Origin of the sequence: Endozoicomonas sp. G2_1 (assembly GCF_017744155.1) — a bacterium.
Lineage (GTDB): Bacteria > Pseudomonadota > Gammaproteobacteria > Enterobacterales > Alteromonadaceae > JAGHQT01.
The window spans coordinates 105,484-122,293 of record NZ_JAGHQT010000004.1 but is presented as its reverse complement, the minus strand read 5'-3'; the positions used below and the strand labels follow the sequence as shown (position 1 = coordinate 122,293).

Below are 16,810 nucleotides of genomic sequence, written 5' to 3'. Positions count from 1 at the left end.
GAACCACTAATCCTTGATAACCATACAACAATTGAAAAAAATGCATTTGTCGGCATACTCGACACCAGTTAAACTAAGCAAACAAATTTCACTCATCCGCTTTAAAAGGACAATCATGGATCCAAAAGCTATTATCGCCGAAATGAAAGTATTACCTGAGATTGACGCCGAACACGAAATAAAACGCCGTGTCGACTTTATTAAAAAGCAACTGACACAATCGGGTTTAAAAAACTTAATTCTTGGCATTAGCGGCGGAGTAGACTCCTCTACTTGTGGACGTTTGGCACAGCTAGCCGTTAATGAACTCAATGACGAGCACAACGGTGGTTATCAATTTATTGCAATGCGCTTACCGTTTGACGTGCAAGCAGATGAAGCCGACGCGCAAATGGCAGTCGACTTTATCGAGCCTAGCAAAATGTTAACCACTAACGTTGCTAATGGTGCGAACGGGATTCACCAAATAGCATTAGATGCGTTAAACGATGCAGACCTATTGAGTGCTAGCGAGGGCCAAATTGACTTTTCTAAGGGTAATGTGAAAGCGCGCACCCGTATGGTAATGCAATACCATATCGCCGGCATTCTCGGTGGTTTAGTGCTCGGAACCGATCACTCAGCAGAGAATATTACAGGCTTTTACACCAAGTGGGGTGATGGCGCCTGTGACTTAGTGCCGTTATTTGGCTTGTCAAAACGTCAAGTGCGTCAGCTCGCTAAAGCGCTAGGTGCTCCTGCTAAACTTATTGAAAAAGCACCAACTGCAGATTTAGAAGAACTAGACCCAGGTAAAAAAGATGAAGATGCTTTGGGCTTGAGTTACGACCAACTCGATGACTTTTTAGAAGGTAAAGTTGTTAGCCCTGAAGTGAGTGAACGAATTGTCAGTATCTATCTGAAAACACAACACAAACGTCAACCAATTCCAACTATTTACGACTAATAACAATAGCCTCCTGATTTGCAAAGCGGCTGCCAACATGGTTGCTGCTGGCAAGTTCAAGATTACCTGCTAGGCTTTAGCTAAGGACAGCTAAACACGCTCACTAGAGCACAAGGATGATTTATGCGAAACCAACTTCGTAGGGTTAATGCACCCTATTATCAGCAATTAGGTATCACTCTCATTGAGTTAATGACCGCAGTGAGTATAGTCTCAATAACCGCTGCTATAACGCTCCCTAACTTAAACGACTTTGTTATTCGCATGGAAGTTGATGCGGAACTGTCAGAGTTACATCGACTATTACTCACAGCGAGAAACAGTGCGATTAATTCGGAACGAGACATCACCTTATGCCCGCTTAATAGTAACAATAAATGTCAGCGTGATTGGCGACTTCGATTAGCCGTATTTGATGATCGCAATAACAATCAAGTACTCGATAACAATGAGCGATTAATTGCCAGCAAAGCTGAAATACCCAAACAGCGACAACTGCACTATCACAAGCTTTCTTCTCGTATTGTTTATGCCGCAACAGGACGAATTACCAACTTTGCTGGCAATGGTACCTTTCGATATTGCCCTGATAACCATCATGACAAAGCCAGAGCTATTAGGGTGGCGACTTCGGGACGCTTATACCTAAGTACAGATCTTGATGCTGACGGCAAAGACGAAACCCGAGATAACCAAGAAATAGCGTGTAACTGAAGCAACGATTGGTTTTTATCGAAAGTTTATTGATCCTTAGCGGTATTCGCCATACTATCAGTAAATAGCGTGCTAGTTTGGTGGTATTATGAACAAGCTTAAAGGGTTTACCCTAATTGAACTTATGGTGACTATAGCAATTCTTGCGATAGTGTCTGCCATTGCCTTACCTAATCTCAACGAATTTTTAGTGAGATTAAGAGTAGACAGTCAGATCTCAGAGCTAAACCGGCTGCTACTAACCGCAAGGAATACTGCAATTACTAGTGAGCAAAACGTTGTCGTTTGTCCATTGGCGAGTCGTTCAGTAACAAGAACCAGCGCTTGCACCACTAATTGGAATAACCGCATAACAGTGTTTGTCGACGCCGACAACGATGGTGTGTTTACTCCTAGAGTAGCAGATCCAAACAATCCTGGCGGTACAATTACTAGTGAGAGATTGGTGACAATAAAGACCAGACTAGAAACACAAGATACCATTCAGTTTGCAGGAAATCGTATTACTTACACGCCAACAGGTCGGGTAATCAACAATTCTGGTGATATCAATTATTGTCCTAACGGCTACAACGACTTATCAAGAGCCATCGAAATATCGCTATCAGGCCGATTCTATCGAAGTTCAGACACTGATAACGATGGTAAAGATGAATTGAGAAATGGTTCAGAAATAACCTGTACTTAGTAAATTATCTAAAAGTTACAAGTTCCATTTGCTTAGCTGCACTTAACGCAAACTCTTTGTCTGCTTCAACACACTCTAAAACTTTACTGACAACAGCTCCTTTGATACCGTTACTTGCGTTAATTTTACGCCCAACTAATTTGGCTCTAACAGCTGCTTTTTGTTTTGACTTCATTTGTGCATAATAGATGGTATTAGCGCCATCAGCCAACTCAACATAACACTTAAATTCAACGCGACTGTCACTAATTCCAGCATGGCTCATTGTTGTAAAAGCCAATAAACTTATCGTAAACATCAACTTTTTCATAACCCCTCCTAAACCTTATCTAAGGTTTTACCAACAACTAGTCGGTGACTTAACGCCAGCTTCAGTAATTGTCAGCACTTTACAGCTAGCATCATTAGCGGCCTGACTACTTTGCGCAGTCGCAGTTAAGCGGTAACCATTATTAGTAGTTCTAACCGTTATTTTGTAGTTTTTTGACTCTGTATCTACGTCATCCGTCGAAGAACCAAGCAACTTCATAGTGTTGGCATAACTGCGGCTGTCGACAAAATACTGTTCTTGCATATTGGCATAACGCAACAATTCAGCTGTTGCTTCTGCACGATTTGATCGTGCAACATAATCGGTATATGACGGATAGGCAATTGACGCTAAAATACCAACGATCGCAACAGCGATAAGTACTTCTACTAAGGTAAAGCCTCGATTAGATCGTAACATTGAATTCATTATTCTTTCTCTTCAACAGATAGGGAAATACGGGATGTTCTTAGTTTAAAGCCAACAGGTACAATTGTTCTGCCTGTAATTAAGTTACCAGTGCTGCTCTCAGTTTCTTTTTGTCCAGGAGCTGGCGTCACAATTAACGTTGGTGAACCAACAAATTGACTGCCTACTCGAATACCACGAGCATCAGCGTCACCATCATTGGCTTCATTAGTAAAGTTGAACACTTCAGTACCTAAGGCTAAATCAATTGCATAGAGTACCCCACCACCATTGACAATAATACGGCAATTAGTCAAATCAACTTCTGTACTATCAGGCGGTGTGTAAGAGGTATAAAACGCGGTTCCATCTATAGCAATCGCTGCCGATGTTCCCTTTTCTCCAGTCTCAGTTAAATTAACAAACCAACCGGAGCTAGCGCTAACCGCTAATTCTAGTGTTTGTCGTTCTTGGCTCGTTAAGTTGCCACTGAATGGGTTACCAGTAAAGTCATAAAGGTCACCATTATTGATAACTGTCGGAACTGGCTCATTATTTCTCTCACCAAACGTTTGAGTTCGAATGTTTTCATCTTTAATCATATAAAGACGATCTTGGGTCAATTGTGTTAATGGCCTGGTTCTATCACCGCTGCTAACTAAAATTGCCTCATATGGTATTTCTTGACGAGTGATTGTTTCAACTTCAGTACCACTTGCATCGGTGTGACGAACACGCACCGTTTCACTAATAAAGGTGCGAACAATGGCTGGTTCATAGAAAAATCTTCTATCTTGCGCAATGTCAGAGCGACTTCCAAGCGATGCTAATTCCGTTGCTTTCCATGCTGACCCAGAGGCATTTGGCGTTTCTCCCGGCATATCGACTCGCCATACATGCCCCCCAGTATCTGCTAGATATAACCGGTCAATAAAACCGTCGGAATCACTATCCAAAATACCTACTTCACCAGGGATACTATCTTTCCCCGAAAACGGAGTGTTAGTCGCGCTAGCAGCACCTGCACCTAACTGCCAGAGTAACGCACCTGTTTCAGCGTCGAGCATGTAAGCGCCAACTCCGATGCTATCGTCAGTACCCACACCACCACTGTCTTTATTAGTATCATAGCCACCACTGATGAATAAGGTTGGCTTAGGAATTCCACCTGCAACATTGAGCTTTGAAAAACCAACCCTTGGTTGCGCCCATGATTGTCCCAAGCCGCTAAAACCAGCATCAGAAGAATCTATTTGCCAGAGTAACCTAGGACTATCGGGTACCGAAATATCAAGCCCGTAATAAATTCGTCCACCGCGACGAGCGCCAAAAAATATCCAAACTTGGTCACCAGAATCAGACTCAATAACCCCGTCGCCATCAAGATCATTGACGTATGATGTAATAGCACCATCTAAGCCATAAACTTTTGGAGTGACACTAAAGTTATTGCGCAAGGCTTTTATATTTTTAAAAAACTCTTTTGGCATAAATGCCCAGCTTTCATCAACCGTTGAACCCGCATCATCAAACATATGCAAAGCGCCAGCGTTTGTCCCGATAATTATACGAACATCTTGATTACTTTCGCTGCTACCACCGTAGTTGACAACCAAGGGTCTTGAATGCAGTGGATCACCAAATACATCTTCGCGCAAAAAGAAGTTATCGTTTGAGTCATTATCGTTATCAACATCAAAGCCAAGCGCCCAATTTATTGTATTATCAATCTCACTCTCGGTTACATCGAGTTCAGCTGCAAGTGCTGCATCAGTTTGATAAAAAGCTTTCGCCGACTGTAGCGTTAGCTCTGGTAAAGCATTGCTAAAGTTAGTGACAATTTTGCGATTGGCCTTATTTCTGAGCATTTCAGCAACACCGCCTGCCGTTGGATCATTACCATCAGGGCTAGAAGACCAAAAGCTCTGAGCACCACTAACAAAGTTGCCATTTTCGTCGATCACTTGGCGATTATTAACGTCTCGTTGTTCACTGCCAACAATTCGGTATTTCTTTAAATTCCCTTGCCAACGAGGTGCGTTTTCGGGTTGAAACATTGCGTAGTATACAGAATCAAGTGTTTCTGTTCGGTCAAAGTTATTTGCAGCAACAGAAGCTGACGTTAAAGTACCACTCTGTTCGGCAATATCTGCAAGGGTTTCACGCAGAGCCGCAATTAACGAAGACTGACTGGCGTCAACCTGTATAAACGTACCTTCTTGCGAACTGGCTGCCGTTTGACTCAGTAACTGAACCGCTTCATCACTAAAATCTTGACCAAACCCAACAGTGTGAACAATCGCACGCTGACGACCGTCAATATTAGGGTTTAAATCATTAGTGTTTATCCATTTCGCTAAAGCAGGTAAATAATTGCGTGTACCATTTGCAAATATGAATGGTGAGCCAATTCCTGGTAAAGCGGCTATTTCATCATCAGCGGCATTATCTACGGTTGGTGCACCATCAGTAATAATAATTACATGAATATCATCATTACAGCGATAAGGCGATACATATGAACCGTTAGCCTCTACAGAAGTGTCTCTAGGTGGTGTGTTGGCAATATAAGTAAAGTTTCGTCCAAAAATGCTAGAATCATTATCACCATAATCAACACTTTGTCCTCTTAGGTACCGAGATGCTTCATATAATGTCTCACAAAGAGGTGTATTAGTTTCACCATCAATCTGATTATTAACTATATTTACAACTGAGTTCCTATTGGCAGCTGAAGCACCTTTAAAGCCAAAAACAACTCGGCCTCCATCTCTTTCATTTTCATTAAAGGCATTAACATTAAATACTTGCAGTGCGAAATCGGCAAAACCGGTTGTGCCTAAAAGGCTAGTTATAGCAAGCTGAGCCTCTCTAAGCTTTGTCGAATCTTGTGTAACAGGCGTTGGATCATGTAACCAGCGCAGGTAATTATCGGTGTATAATGTTACGATCTGTCCTGACCAATCGACATTAGAATCTGCTCTATTTGAGGTGTGGTATTGTGGCGAACTTCTCGTGCCTCGATTATCTACAGGAAAACCGTTGACCAAACTCGTTAATGTACCATTTGATTCAAGCAAAGAATGGTTAGTTGCATCATTGTTCTGGACATCTTCGAGACAATCTAAAACCTGAATACTGGTGCCATCAGTATCTGGTATTTCTTCCCAGCTACCAGAGTTACCTGCAAACTCATATTCGCGCACATAACCAGTATAAAAACCAAATTGTCTGAGGGATTGTACTGCCGTATTACAACTATTAATCTGAGCATTAAAGCGGCGATTTTCATTTCCATTGGGAACTGGAATACCCTCGTTTGTTACTGCGCCTTTTACATAATATGTGAAAGTACCTCTGGCTGAGTTGTCGGATCCTATTGAGTCATATACGATATTTGGGTCATATGCAGCACGAACATCTTCTAGTAAGCCGTTCATACTGCCCGAATTGTCAAAAATAATCAGCACTTGCGGAGGGAAATTAGTTTGTGCGGTGCCATCACCAAGATAAAGTTCAATATCCTCACCAGTAACGTAACAGGAGGTAAAAACCAGTAATGCGACTAACAATGACTTTTTCATAATTTATCCTTACACCTACAACTTAATGGTGCACTAGTTTTTTAATAGCTCTTGAGCAATTCCCGAATTTACCACAACTCGGTTGGTATCATTTCGGCCAAAAGTCCGGACAACACGCACGTTCAAAGAATTGCAGGTAAATACTTGAACTGACGATCCCCTTGATGAATGAGGACAGTCCGTTTCAAGAAAATTAGGATTTGTTAGCGTGAGTTCTGCGGTAGTGTCGCTATACGTGAGAACACCTGTTTGATCAATTGGGCGAGAAGCAAATTGACCTGGATTTTCATCATCAGACTGCTTAAATCTCACCACAGGTAATGCAAAGTCATTCCCACCCTGAGTACCCTGCTTTCTCATTTGACGAAAAATCACCTGGTCCACCGCGCTAATAGCTTCTTGAGTAGCGACAGACTTTTCTTCACTGGCACCAGACATTTTAATATCTAACGTTGTGTTTTGCATTAGGGCAACAGCGACCCCAGTCAATGCGACAAGAAATACCAAAGACACAACGAGCACAACCCCTTGTTGTGTGCGCCTTCTTGTTATTGCCATGTATCGACCCTCGCATTAAATAACGTAACCGTTGAGCTGAGTAACAAACGACGATAGTTATCACCCGTACCATTACCATTAACAAAGCTCACGTTGAGATCACCCATTTGATAGGTTTGTGTATTTTCATAATCCGCATCTGGAAAAATACTGCGTGCTAAGACATAAATTTTTACCGCTAAGATCCGGATGTTACCTTGGTTATCCCAATATTGAGGTGTCATATTATCGGCAGAAATAAATGCATTCACTGCACCATCGCCATCAGAGTCGACGCCATACATAAAACGTATACGCTCAATCCCCTCAACTAACGGACCAAAAGTCATTCCCGTTGTCAAACGCCCTTGCATCAAAACAGGTATTGTTTGCCCACCTTGAACTTCATCTCTTACATAATAAACGTGATGTTGGTATTGCCAATAACGACCATTTTCGACATCGGGTGGCGTTGCTTCATTGCCCCTAAAAACAGCACCATCACTAGTGTTGGCGTATAAATAATAGCGATCCGAGTCTAAAGCGTTGACTAGTGAACCGTCTTGGTTTTGGGGTTGAGGAAACGTTACAGCCCGCTTTATCTGGATTAAATCTGAACCGCGTTTTGCGTCATTAACACTTGCACATGACATCGTTGAATTACCAGCAACTGTCGCTCCCCAAAGAGCTCTAAATGGCCCAGCAGCCGCTGCAGGAAAAGTACCATTGTTTGTGCCCGCCCCTCTACACTCAGTGCCAGCAGGCCCATTAGGGAAAGCTTGAAGAGTACTCGTTGATAATCCCCCGGGTAAATCGCCCCAGAAGCCTTGACGCAATAAATCATCCGTTAACACATTTAATGCAAAGCGAGCATTTTCTTGTAACTCACCAATACTGCTCGTTTCTTCGGTAGTAGTACGCATACCAACAAAAACGCTTAACACGCCCGCAACGAGCACAGAGCCTAAAGCCAGCCCTATAAAAATTTCTAAAATACTAAAACCGCGTTGCTTGTTCATATTAAAAAATAAACGCCTGAATAATTACTTGTCGACGAGTTCCACTAGCCGTGCCACAGTTACTCGATACTGCACCAATCCCCGCATCTGCACCGTCAGCTACTTCTGTTCTGCCTTCCCAACTGACTACAACAGTGACTGCATTATTATTATGGTTAATACAGCCCGAAGCACTGCTTAAACCACCGGCATTAACATTGCCCGACTTAGTATCGGAACCTATTAATTTTTGTTCCCACTCGTACTGATCTCTTATTCTAATATTTACCGGACTACAAAGATTAGCAGGTGTATCGCAATTATTACCCTGCGCGAAATTACCTGCTCCGTACGTGCCCGCGTAATTTGCTAATTGATCAATATCATTATTGCGCATGCGTTCAATAATATCTTGAGCTAGTGCGGAGGCCATCGAGCGCTGCATGGCATCAAAGCTACCTTTTTTAGCTGTTGTTTGCATTGCCACTGCACCAAGAATTCCTGAAGCTAAAATAACTAAAGCGACAAGTACTTCAATAAAGCTAAAGCCGGCAGAGTTTTTCATTGCATCGCTCCAGCGCAATTACGTTTGAAATATAGTAAAGAATAGACAATAAGAGGTGAAAAGCCCAACCAAGAGGCTGTGCTTGAAAGGTAGAATTTGTTTTTGTAGCTGGTAAAAATCACATTCGTGAACAACATCATGCCAACCCTTCCTTTAAATATGTTATTGAGTTCCTATTAACCACTAACAACATATTAGAGTGAAGCTCCCAACAAATAATTTCATCAAAATTTGATAACCATTTTTTGATGACAGACGATGAAAGCTCAACTCGGTTGATTAATTTTACAACAATTAATCAAAGACTATCTCAATTCAGCAGGTACTGCAAACACAATATTTTCTTCTCTGCCTGGATGTTCAACAACTTCTTGACCACCCTGAGATTTTAGATAATCGATAACATCTTTTACCAATACCTCAGGTGCTGAAGCCCCCGCGGTTACACCAACACGCTCAATGCCTTGCAGCCAACTTTGCTCGATACTTGCTGCGTCATCAATTAAATGTGCTTTGGTACCCATTTTTTCAGCGAGCTCACGCAAACGATTTGAATTTGAACTGTTTTTTGCGCCAACCACTAACAGTAAATCAACTTGTGCTGCAATTGAGCGTACAGCGTCTTGGCGATTTTGAGTGGCATAACAAATATCGTCTTTACGCGGTCCTTCAATAGCAGGAAACTTTTTCTGCAACGCATCGATGACATCACTGGTATCATCAACAGATAAGGTCGTTTGACTGCAAAAGTGCAAAGCTTGCGAGTTTTTAACTTCTAGTTTACCTACGTCTTCTGGTGATTCAACCAAGTAGATACCACCTTCTTGGTTTTCATACTGGCCCATAGTACCTTCAACTTCAGGATGACCGGCATGACCAATCAAGACCATTTCGACACCTTGACGGCTAGCTCGCGATACTTCCATATGAACTTTAGTGACCAAAGGGCAAGTTGCATCAAATACCTTTAAGCCTCTGTCTTTAGCCTGATTGCGAACCGCTTTAGAGACACCATGTGCACTAAAAATTACGGTGCTGTCGTCTGGCACTTCATCGAGTTCATCGACAAACACGGCGCCGCGATCTTTTAAGCCATTGACGACAAATTTATTGTGTACCACCTCATGACGGACGTAAATTGGCGCGTCAAATAAGTCTAATGCGCGGTCGACAATGCTAATCGCTCGGTCAACACCGGCGCAAAAGCCCCTAGGATTCGCTAGAATAATTTCCATGCCAACCTCTTTATAGAATCTCTACTAAATCAATAACAAAAGTAACGTCTTGGCCGGCAAGCGGGTGATTAAAATCAACGGTTACCGATGAACCAGACACTTCTTTAATCATACCGGGCAGTTCAACACCACCAGGTTGAGTAAAGGTGATAATATTGCCCACTTCTGCTGGCGCATCACTGCTAAACTTGGTCGCGTCCAAGTAATGAATATTATCGGGATTAACTTCACCAAAAGCGTCAGCAGCTTTCAACGTAAACTCTTTTGACTGACCCGCTGCCATGCCTAATAGCTGCTGTTCAAACGCTGGAGAAATACTGGCATCACCCATAATAATTTTAGCTGGTTTGTTGTGAACCTTAGTGCTGTCTGCCGCTGAGCCATCACTTAACTTCATGGTGATGTGGGTGATTAACTGTGAATCGCTGTTAACCGTTTTTGTTGTCTCTGTCATTTTCTTACCTGTTAAGATTAACTATCTTGAGCTGGTTTAGTCTTCTGTTCTTGTCTAAAGCTGTCGATTATCATCATGGCTGCGCCAATAAAAATTGCGCTGTCAGCGATATTAAACGCTGGCCAATGGTTGCCTTGCCAATAGAAATCAAGAAAATCGATAACATAACCAAACAGTACGCGGTCGATTAAGTTACCGACTGCGCCACTGAGTAACAAAGCAAAAGCAATCGAGAGCCATTTATTCTGTTTTGGTGTTTTGCTTAACCAGACCAAAAAAATCACGCTGGCTATAGCTGCAATAGCAGTGAAAAACCAACGCTGCCAGCCGCCCTGGTCAGCGAGAAAGCTGAACGCAGCGCCCAAATTGTGAACATAAGTAATACTAAAAAACGGCAGCACTTCAATTGACTGATACAATTCCATAGTACCAGCAACCCAGTGTTTGGTCGCTTGATCTAAAATCAGTGCCACTGCCGTTAGCCACAACCAAACCAATCCTGACTCACGTAGGCCCGACTCTTTACTCTCTAATTTCATCGTCTATCTACTACTATAATGAAAACCAGATTAAACACATACTCTGGTTATGGTTTTTAAAATCCTAAAATAACAAGTGGGCCATAAAATGCCCACTTAAATTGTGTTACCTAAGGTAACAGGTGCTCGCTTGCTTATACTGAAACTTAAGCAAACTGACGTTGTTCACCATCGCCATCAACATTGGTAACACAACGGCCACAAAGGCTAGGATGTTCAGTATTAGTGCCAACATCTGTGGTCACGTGCCAACAGCGATCACACTTCTCACCTTCAGCTTTTGTCACCGCAACCCATAAACCAGCTAATTCAGTCGCTGTTGCCCCGGTCTCAGACGCTGGTGCTTGGTCAACAACTTCGACATGTGCTGCCGACGTAATTAAGACAAAACGCAGTTCATCAGCCAACTTATGGAGATTGTCGGCAAGCTCAGCGGTTGCGTACAAGGTTACTTGCGCTTCAAGTGCTTTACCTACTTTTTTCTCGTTGCGAGCAACTTCAAGTGCGCGATTCACTTCAGCGCGAACTTCTAACAATTGCGCCCAAAACTCATTGTTAAGGACTGCGTCTTGTTCGATTTCAACTAAGCCGTCAAACCAAACATTAGTGAAAACAAATTCACCGCGCTCACCCGCAGCTGGGGCTGGCAAGGCTTGCCAAATTTCTTGTGCCGTAAACGACAAAATTGGCGCCATCCAACGCGTCATTGCTTCAGCGATCAAATACATCGCCGTTTGACAAGAACGACGGGCAACACTGCTGTCTTTAGCGGTATATTGTCTATCTTTGATAATATCAAGATAGAAGCCACCAAGTTCAGTAGTACAGAAATTCATTATTTTGTGCACCACTAAGTGGAATTCGTAATCGTCGTATGCGGTGATAATTTCTTGCTGCAACTGTGCGGCACGACCAACAACCCAACGGTCTAGCGCAACCATATCATCAAAGGCGACGGTGTGCTGCGCTGGCTCAAAGCCATTGATGTTGGCCAATAAGAAACGTGAGGTATTGCGAATACGGCGATAAGCGTCAGCTTGACGATTAAAGATTTCGTTAGATACGGTAATTTCTTGAGTATAGTTTACCGATGCCACCCATAAACGCAGAATATCAGCGCCAAGCTTATTGGTAATTTCAGATGGCGTAATAACGTTACCCAATGATTTAGACATCTTATGACCATTAACATCAACGGTAAAACCATGAGTAAGCACTTGCTTGTATGGTGCTTGACCGTTCATTGCCACCGATGACATCATCGAAGACATAAACCAACCACGATGTTGATCCGAACCTTCTAAGTACAAATCGGCGCGACCGTCAAACTCAGGACGAGCATCAACAACCGAGTAATGGGTGACACCTGAGTCAAACCAAACATCTAAGGTGTCAGGCACTTTGATGTACTGCTCGGCATCATCGCCAATTAACTCTTGCGCTTCTAGATCAAACCACGCTTGAATGCCTTTCTGCTCAACGCGTTTTGCTACTTCTTCAACAAGCTCGATACTGCGCGGGTGCAATGCTCCAGTATCTTTGTCGATAAACAAGGCAATAGGCACGCCCCACGTCCGTTGACGCGAAATACACCAATCTGGTCGACCTTCAACCATTGACTCAATGCGACTTTGGCCCCAATCAGGGATCCATTGTGTTTTCTCAATTTCAGCTAATGAATCTTGACGCAATTGCTTTTGATCCATGCTGATAAACCACTGTGGAGTGGCACGGAAAATAATGGGCGTTTTGTGGCGCCAGCAATGCGGATAAGAGTGCTCGTAAGCGTGGTGGTGTAATAAGGCACCGCGCTCTTTTAATAATTCAACAATAGAGTCGTTCGCTTTAAAGACGTGCTGACCAGCAAATAATTCCGTGCTTTCAAGGTAAACACCATTAGCACCAACTGGGTTAGCAACTTCTAAGTTGTATTTTTTACCTACCTCAAAATCTTCAACACCGTGGCCTGGCGCCGTGTGAACACAGCCAGTACCTGAGTCGGTCGTAACGTGGTCACCGCAAATAACCGGAACGTTAACATTGTTAAACGGGTGCTCGGCTTGTACTAGCTCAAGCTCTTGACCTTTACAGAAGCCAAGCGCGTGATATTTGCTAATACCAAAGCGGTCCATACAGTCGCTAACTAAATCAGAAGCGAGAATAAGGCGGAATTTACCTTGCTCGTTTTCACATTGTACTAAACTGTATTCCACTTCAGGGTGCACAGCAACGGCGCGATTAGCCGGTAACGTCCAAGGCGTTGTCGTCCAGATAACAACTGAAACATCACCTTCGCCAGCATGGCCTTCAGGGTGTGAAAACTTTTCAGCGATGTCGGCGTGAACAATTTTAAACGCGACATCGATTGCTGGGGACTGCTTGTCTTTGTATTCAACTTCCGCTTCAGCGAGTGCTGAGCCACAGTCAGTACACCAATGCACAGGCTTAAAACCTTGCTGTAAGTGACCATTGTCAGCAATTTTACCCAAAGCGCGGATAATATTAGCTTCGGTGTCAAAGTTCATGGTCAAGTATGGCTTATCCCAATCGCCAAATACGCCAAGGCGTTTAAAGTCTTCTCGCTGCCCATCAACTTGCTTAGCAGCGTAGTCGCGACATTTTTGTCTAAATTCTGCAGCAGAAACTTTATGGCCTGGTTTACCAACCTTCTTTTCAACCATCAATTCAATTGGCAAGCCGTGACAATCCCATCCTGGTACGTATGGTGCATCGAAATCAGATAGTGTTTTAGCTTTAACAATAACGTCTTTAAGAATCTTGTTAACCGCATGGCCTAAGTGAATGTTGCCATTTGCGTATGGCGGGCCATCGTGCAAAATAAACGATTTCTTACCTTTTTTTGCCGCGCGAATTTGACCGTATAAATCTTTACTGGCCCATTCTTTTAGCATGTTAGGTTCACGATTTGCCATATTGCCACGCATTGGAAACGCAGTATCTGGCAAGTTCAAGGTATGTTTGTAATCGCTCATTTGATTCAAATATCCGTTAAATTAATACTAATGCTATTTGCTGGCACTAACACTGGCATAGTTTGTCTGTACTAGTGTCCGAGCTTGTTCGCTATCTTTTGCAATCTGTTCAGTCAGCGCTGCTAACGAGTCAAAGCGCTGCTCTTGACGAAGCTTTTCAAGTACTTGTACTTCGATGTGTCGACCGTACAAGTTACCGTCGAAATCGAAAATATGTACTTCAAGTTGCTGCCTTACGCCATTAAGTGTTGGTCTAGTGCCAACATTGGCAACACCAAAATAAGTTGTTTGTTGAGCGGCTAATCCATCCATAATCACTTTAACGACATAGACACCAGCAATTGGCGACACTCGGCGCTTCAACAAGACGTTAGCGGTCGGGAAACCAAATTTTCGACCGTTTTTCTCACCGTGGACAACACGGCCAGACAATGAATATGCTCTTCCCAGCATATTGGCGGCACTGTTCAAATCATCTTTTAACAGCGCGTGGCGAATTTCAGTGCTGCTAATGCGACATTCGGCTAATTTATAGCTCGCAGTATCCGTAACACCGAAACCGAGTTGTTGACCGTATTGACAAAGCATCTCAAAATTCCCGCTTCGCCCGCGACCAAATCTAAAATCATCGCCGATAATTAAATGCTTAATACCGAGCTTTGCGACCAATAAGTGTTCAACAAAATACTCAGCACTTTGCTCGGCAAAGGCTTGGTTAAAGTTGACGCAAATTAACCGCTCAACCCCGAGTTTAGCCAATAAGTGATACTTATCACGCAATCTCGCCAAGCGCGCTGGCGCTCGCTCTTTGGCAAACAACTCTTGAGGCTGAGGTTCAAAAACCATTACCGCAGCAATCGAATTTAGCGCTTTAGCTTTAGCAACTAAGGCTTTAATCACTGCTTGATGGCCTAAATGAACACCGTCAAAATTGCCAATCGTCAATACGCAGCCGTGGTCTTCAGGCTTTATATTATATATTCCGCGTATTAACTGCATTGACTAACAACAACCTCAAAATGTAGATCTCGTTGCACGTTTTCGCTTAAAAGGCACTCAAAACTGGTGCAACGAGCCGATAAAACCGACGAATTATATACAGCTGCTCAGCTAAAATACAGGGTCAACCGGCAAATTATTCTCTGTTTTCTACTTTAAAATCTTTTAACCGAACACCCAATGCAATAATCGTTGCAAAATAACAGCTAACACCTATGGCAATATAAGCGCTAAGCCAAGCGATTTGGCTTGGTAAACTCATGGTTAACCAGACTGAAAACTCCGGCGATAACGCATGGACTAAGGCTGCCATCACCAATGCCGATATCAAAGCTCGGACAAAGAATGTCAACAACTTCTTATCAATACTGAAAACACCTTGTTTTCGCAAGCCCATGTATAAAAGCGAGGCATTTAAGGTCGCTGACAATACGGTTGCGATCGCAAGCCCAACATAACCAAATACTGGCGCTAACACCAGATTAAACACCATATTGGCAACCATGGCTTTAATGCCTATGCGCACTGGCGTTTTAGTATCTTGCCTCGCGTAGTAACCAGGTGCGAGTACTTTAATAAACATAAAGCTCATCAAGCCCGATAAATAGGCGAATAGTGCATAGGACACTTGCAACACATCAGCTTGATCAAATTCACCGCGCATAAATAAAACCATAATAATGGGTTGCGCTAAAACCATTAAGCCAGCTAATGCAGGTAACCCCATCAAGGTCACGACTTTCAGTGACCAACTAATGGTTTGACCAAACTCACCACCATTTTCTCGCGCGTGAAGACCAGACAAGCGCGGTAAAATCACCGTGGCAATACCAATGCCAAATAGCCCCAAAGGAAATTCTAACAAGCGATCGGCAAAATAAAGCCAACTAATTGAACCCGTTACCAAAAAGCTGGCAATCAGGGTATCGAGCAATAAATTGATCTGGGTAACCGATACGCCAAATAAAGCGGGAATAATCAGCGTTCTTATTTTCACCACACCCGGCGCAGACCATGCCCACTTCGGCTTAGGCAAGGCCTGTGCTTGCCATAAAAACGGCAATTGAAATAAAAACTGAACCAAGCCACCTAAAAACACGCCCCAAGCCAAGGCATAAGCGGGGTTTTCAAAATATGGTGAACCCCATATCGCCGTTGAGATAATACAAACATTGAGTAGCACAGGTGTAAAAGAGGAGACCGCAAACTTACCCAAAGTATTAAGTATTGAGCCAGCTAAAGCGGTTAAACTAATAAACCACAAATACGGAAAAGTGATCTTGAGCAAGGCGCTGGCAAGTTCAAACTTAGGTGCTGACGGGCCGTCGCTCAGCCAATCGGTAAACCAACCAAAACCAAACAGCATCACAAATAAAGGCGATGCCAGCATGCCAAACAAAGTCACTAGAGTTAGTAACACGCCAAGCGTACCCGAAGCTTGAGCAATTAACTGCCTCGTTTGCTGTTGCCCCGTGCCCTCTTTTTCATCAAGCGCTTGGTATTCGCTTAATACCGGCACAAATGCTTGAGCAAAGGCTCCTTCGGCAAATAACCGGCGAAAAAAATTGGGAATTTTGTTGGCAAAAAAGAAAACATCTGTCGCGGCATTAATCCCCATTACGTAAGCGATAACACCATCGCGCACCAATCCTAAAACGCGCGATACCAAGGTCATAAAACTAACAATGAGTCCCGACTTAACCAGTTTTTTGCTCAAGTTCTCCCCCAATGAGATCTGACAATAGCGATGACCTATACCGAAAAAGGTCTACTGAAATAAATGCGCACCATTATGACGGTATTCAGGCAACGGCAACAAGCGTGAAAGGCAATTAACCGG

The 16,810-nt window shown here is 43.2% G+C and carries 15 protein-coding genes; 3 read left to right on the top strand and 12 right to left on the bottom strand.

The window, feature by feature from the left end:
* Positions 1-115 precede the first annotated feature (115 nt).
* The 3 genes from nadE (at position 116) to J7384_RS19315 (ending at position 2,348) form a co-directional block, all read left to right on the top strand.
* The gene (gene nadE / locus J7384_RS07275; RefSeq protein WP_247741678.1) at positions 116-946 is read left to right on the top strand and encodes an ammonia-dependent NAD(+) synthetase; all 831 of its coding nucleotides are present in this window, start codon (positions 116-118) and stop codon (positions 944-946) included.
* Between the two features lie 123 nt (positions 947-1,069).
* The gene (locus tag J7384_RS07270) at positions 1,070-1,660 is read left to right on the top strand and encodes a GspH/FimT family pseudopilin (protein ID WP_209112552.1); all 591 of its coding nucleotides are present in this window, start codon (positions 1,070-1,072) and stop codon (positions 1,658-1,660) included.
* Positions 1,661-1,748: 88 nt separating this feature from the next.
* The gene (locus tag J7384_RS19315) at positions 1,749-2,348 is read left to right on the top strand and encodes a GspH/FimT family pseudopilin (protein ID WP_280636327.1); all 600 of its coding nucleotides are present in this window, start codon (positions 1,749-1,751) and stop codon (positions 2,346-2,348) included.
* Positions 2,349-2,352: 4 nt separating this feature from the next.
* Here J7384_RS19315 and J7384_RS07260 read toward each other — a convergent pair whose 3' ends face one another.
* From J7384_RS07260 to murJ, 12 genes are all read right to left on the bottom strand, one after another.
* Positions 2,353-2,658, bottom strand: coding sequence for a TapY2 family type IVa secretion system protein (locus J7384_RS07260; protein WP_209112550.1), 306 nt, complete (start codon positions 2,656-2,658; stop codon positions 2,353-2,355).
* 27 nt (positions 2,659-2,685) lie between these two features.
* On the bottom strand, positions 2,686-3,087 hold the full coding sequence (locus J7384_RS07255; RefSeq protein WP_209112548.1) for a type IV pilin protein: 402 nt from the start codon (positions 3,085-3,087) through the stop codon (positions 2,686-2,688).
* Positions 3,087-6,650, bottom strand: coding sequence for a PilC/PilY family type IV pilus protein (locus J7384_RS07250; protein ID WP_209112546.1), 3,564 nt, complete (start codon positions 6,648-6,650; stop codon positions 3,087-3,089). Before J7384_RS07250 ends, J7384_RS07255 begins: the two co-directional genes overlap by 1 nt.
* Before the next feature lie 33 nt (positions 6,651-6,683).
* A complete protein-coding gene (locus J7384_RS07245; protein ID WP_209112544.1) occupies positions 6,684-7,208 on the bottom strand; it encodes a PilX N-terminal domain-containing pilus assembly protein in 525 nt (174 codons plus the stop codon).
* Positions 7,199-8,206, bottom strand: a complete 1,008-nt coding sequence (locus J7384_RS07240; protein ID WP_209112542.1) for a PilW family protein — start codon at positions 8,204-8,206, stop codon at positions 7,199-7,201. The genes J7384_RS07245 and J7384_RS07240 overlap by 10 nt, the downstream gene beginning before the upstream one ends.
* Position 8,207: 1 nt before the next feature.
* On the bottom strand, positions 8,208-8,750 hold the full coding sequence (gene pilV / locus J7384_RS07235) for a type IV pilus modification protein PilV (protein WP_209112540.1): 543 nt from the start codon (positions 8,748-8,750) through the stop codon (positions 8,208-8,210).
* A 305-nt stretch (positions 8,751-9,055) separates the two neighbouring features.
* The gene (ispH, locus tag J7384_RS07230) at positions 9,056-9,985 is read right to left on the bottom strand and encodes a 4-hydroxy-3-methylbut-2-enyl diphosphate reductase (protein WP_209112538.1); all 930 of its coding nucleotides are present in this window, start codon (positions 9,983-9,985) and stop codon (positions 9,056-9,058) included.
* Positions 9,986-9,995: 10 nt separating this feature from the next.
* Positions 9,996-10,439 carry an FKBP-type peptidyl-prolyl cis-trans isomerase gene (gene fkpB / locus J7384_RS07225; protein WP_209112537.1) on the bottom strand — a complete coding sequence of 148 codons (444 nt, stop codon included), beginning with the start codon at positions 10,437-10,439 and terminating at the stop codon, positions 9,996-9,998.
* A 17-nt stretch (positions 10,440-10,456) separates the two neighbouring features.
* Positions 10,457-10,978, bottom strand: a complete 522-nt coding sequence (gene lspA, locus J7384_RS07220; protein WP_209112535.1) for a signal peptidase II — start codon at positions 10,976-10,978, stop codon at positions 10,457-10,459.
* Between the two features lie 146 nt (positions 10,979-11,124).
* Positions 11,125-13,971 (bottom strand): isoleucine--tRNA ligase, encoded by a 2,847-nt coding sequence (gene ileS, locus J7384_RS07215; RefSeq protein WP_209112533.1) that lies wholly within the window; start codon positions 13,969-13,971, stop codon positions 11,125-11,127.
* Positions 13,972-14,004: 33 nt separating this feature from the next.
* Positions 14,005-14,970 (bottom strand): bifunctional riboflavin kinase/FAD synthetase, encoded by a 966-nt coding sequence (ribF, locus tag J7384_RS07210; RefSeq protein ID WP_209112531.1) that lies wholly within the window; start codon positions 14,968-14,970, stop codon positions 14,005-14,007.
* Positions 14,971-15,106: 136 nt separating this feature from the next.
* Positions 15,107-16,687: a murein biosynthesis integral membrane protein MurJ gene (gene murJ, locus J7384_RS07205; protein ID WP_247741677.1), complete on the bottom strand. Its 1,581-nt coding sequence runs from the start codon at positions 16,685-16,687 to the stop codon at positions 15,107-15,109.
* Positions 16,688-16,810: the final 123 nt, after the last annotated feature.

Bases quoted from the DNA above. Each gene is read 5' to 3' on its own strand.
- nadE (WP_247741678.1), top strand. From the start codon at position 116: ATGGATCCAAAAGCTATTATCGCCGAAATGAAAGTATTACCTGAGATT.
- J7384_RS07270 (WP_209112552.1), top strand. From the start codon at position 1,070: ATGCGAAACCAACTTCGTAGGGTTAATGCACCCTATTATCAGCAATTA.
- J7384_RS19315 (WP_280636327.1), top strand. From the start codon at position 1,749: ATGAACAAGCTTAAAGGGTTTACCCTAATTGAACTTATGGTGACTATA.
- J7384_RS07260 (WP_209112550.1), bottom strand. From the start codon at position 2,658: ATGAAAAAGTTGATGTTTACGATAAGTTTATTGGCTTTTACAACAATG.
- J7384_RS07255 (WP_209112548.1), bottom strand. From the start codon at position 3,087: ATGAATTCAATGTTACGATCTAATCGAGGCTTTACCTTAGTAGAAGTA.
- J7384_RS07250 (WP_209112546.1), bottom strand. From the start codon at position 6,650: ATGAAAAAGTCATTGTTAGTCGCATTACTGGTTTTTACCTCCTGTTAC.
- J7384_RS07245 (WP_209112544.1), bottom strand. From the start codon at position 7,208: ATGGCAATAACAAGAAGGCGCACACAACAAGGGGTTGTGCTCGTTGTG.
- J7384_RS07240 (WP_209112542.1), bottom strand. From the start codon at position 8,206: ATGAACAAGCAACGCGGTTTTAGTATTTTAGAAATTTTTATAGGGCTG.
- pilV (WP_209112540.1), bottom strand. From the start codon at position 8,750: ATGAAAAACTCTGCCGGCTTTAGCTTTATTGAAGTACTTGTCGCTTTA.
- ispH (WP_209112538.1), bottom strand. From the start codon at position 9,985: ATGGAAATTATTCTAGCGAATCCTAGGGGCTTTTGCGCCGGTGTTGAC.
- fkpB (WP_209112537.1), bottom strand. From the start codon at position 10,439: ATGACAGAGACAACAAAAACGGTTAACAGCGATTCACAGTTAATCACC.
- lspA (WP_209112535.1), bottom strand. From the start codon at position 10,978: ATGAAATTAGAGAGTAAAGAGTCGGGCCTACGTGAGTCAGGATTGGTT.
- ileS (WP_209112533.1), bottom strand. From the start codon at position 13,971: ATGAGCGATTACAAACATACCTTGAACTTGCCAGATACTGCGTTTCCA.
- ribF (WP_209112531.1), bottom strand. From the start codon at position 14,970: ATGCAGTTAATACGCGGAATATATAATATAAAGCCTGAAGACCACGGC.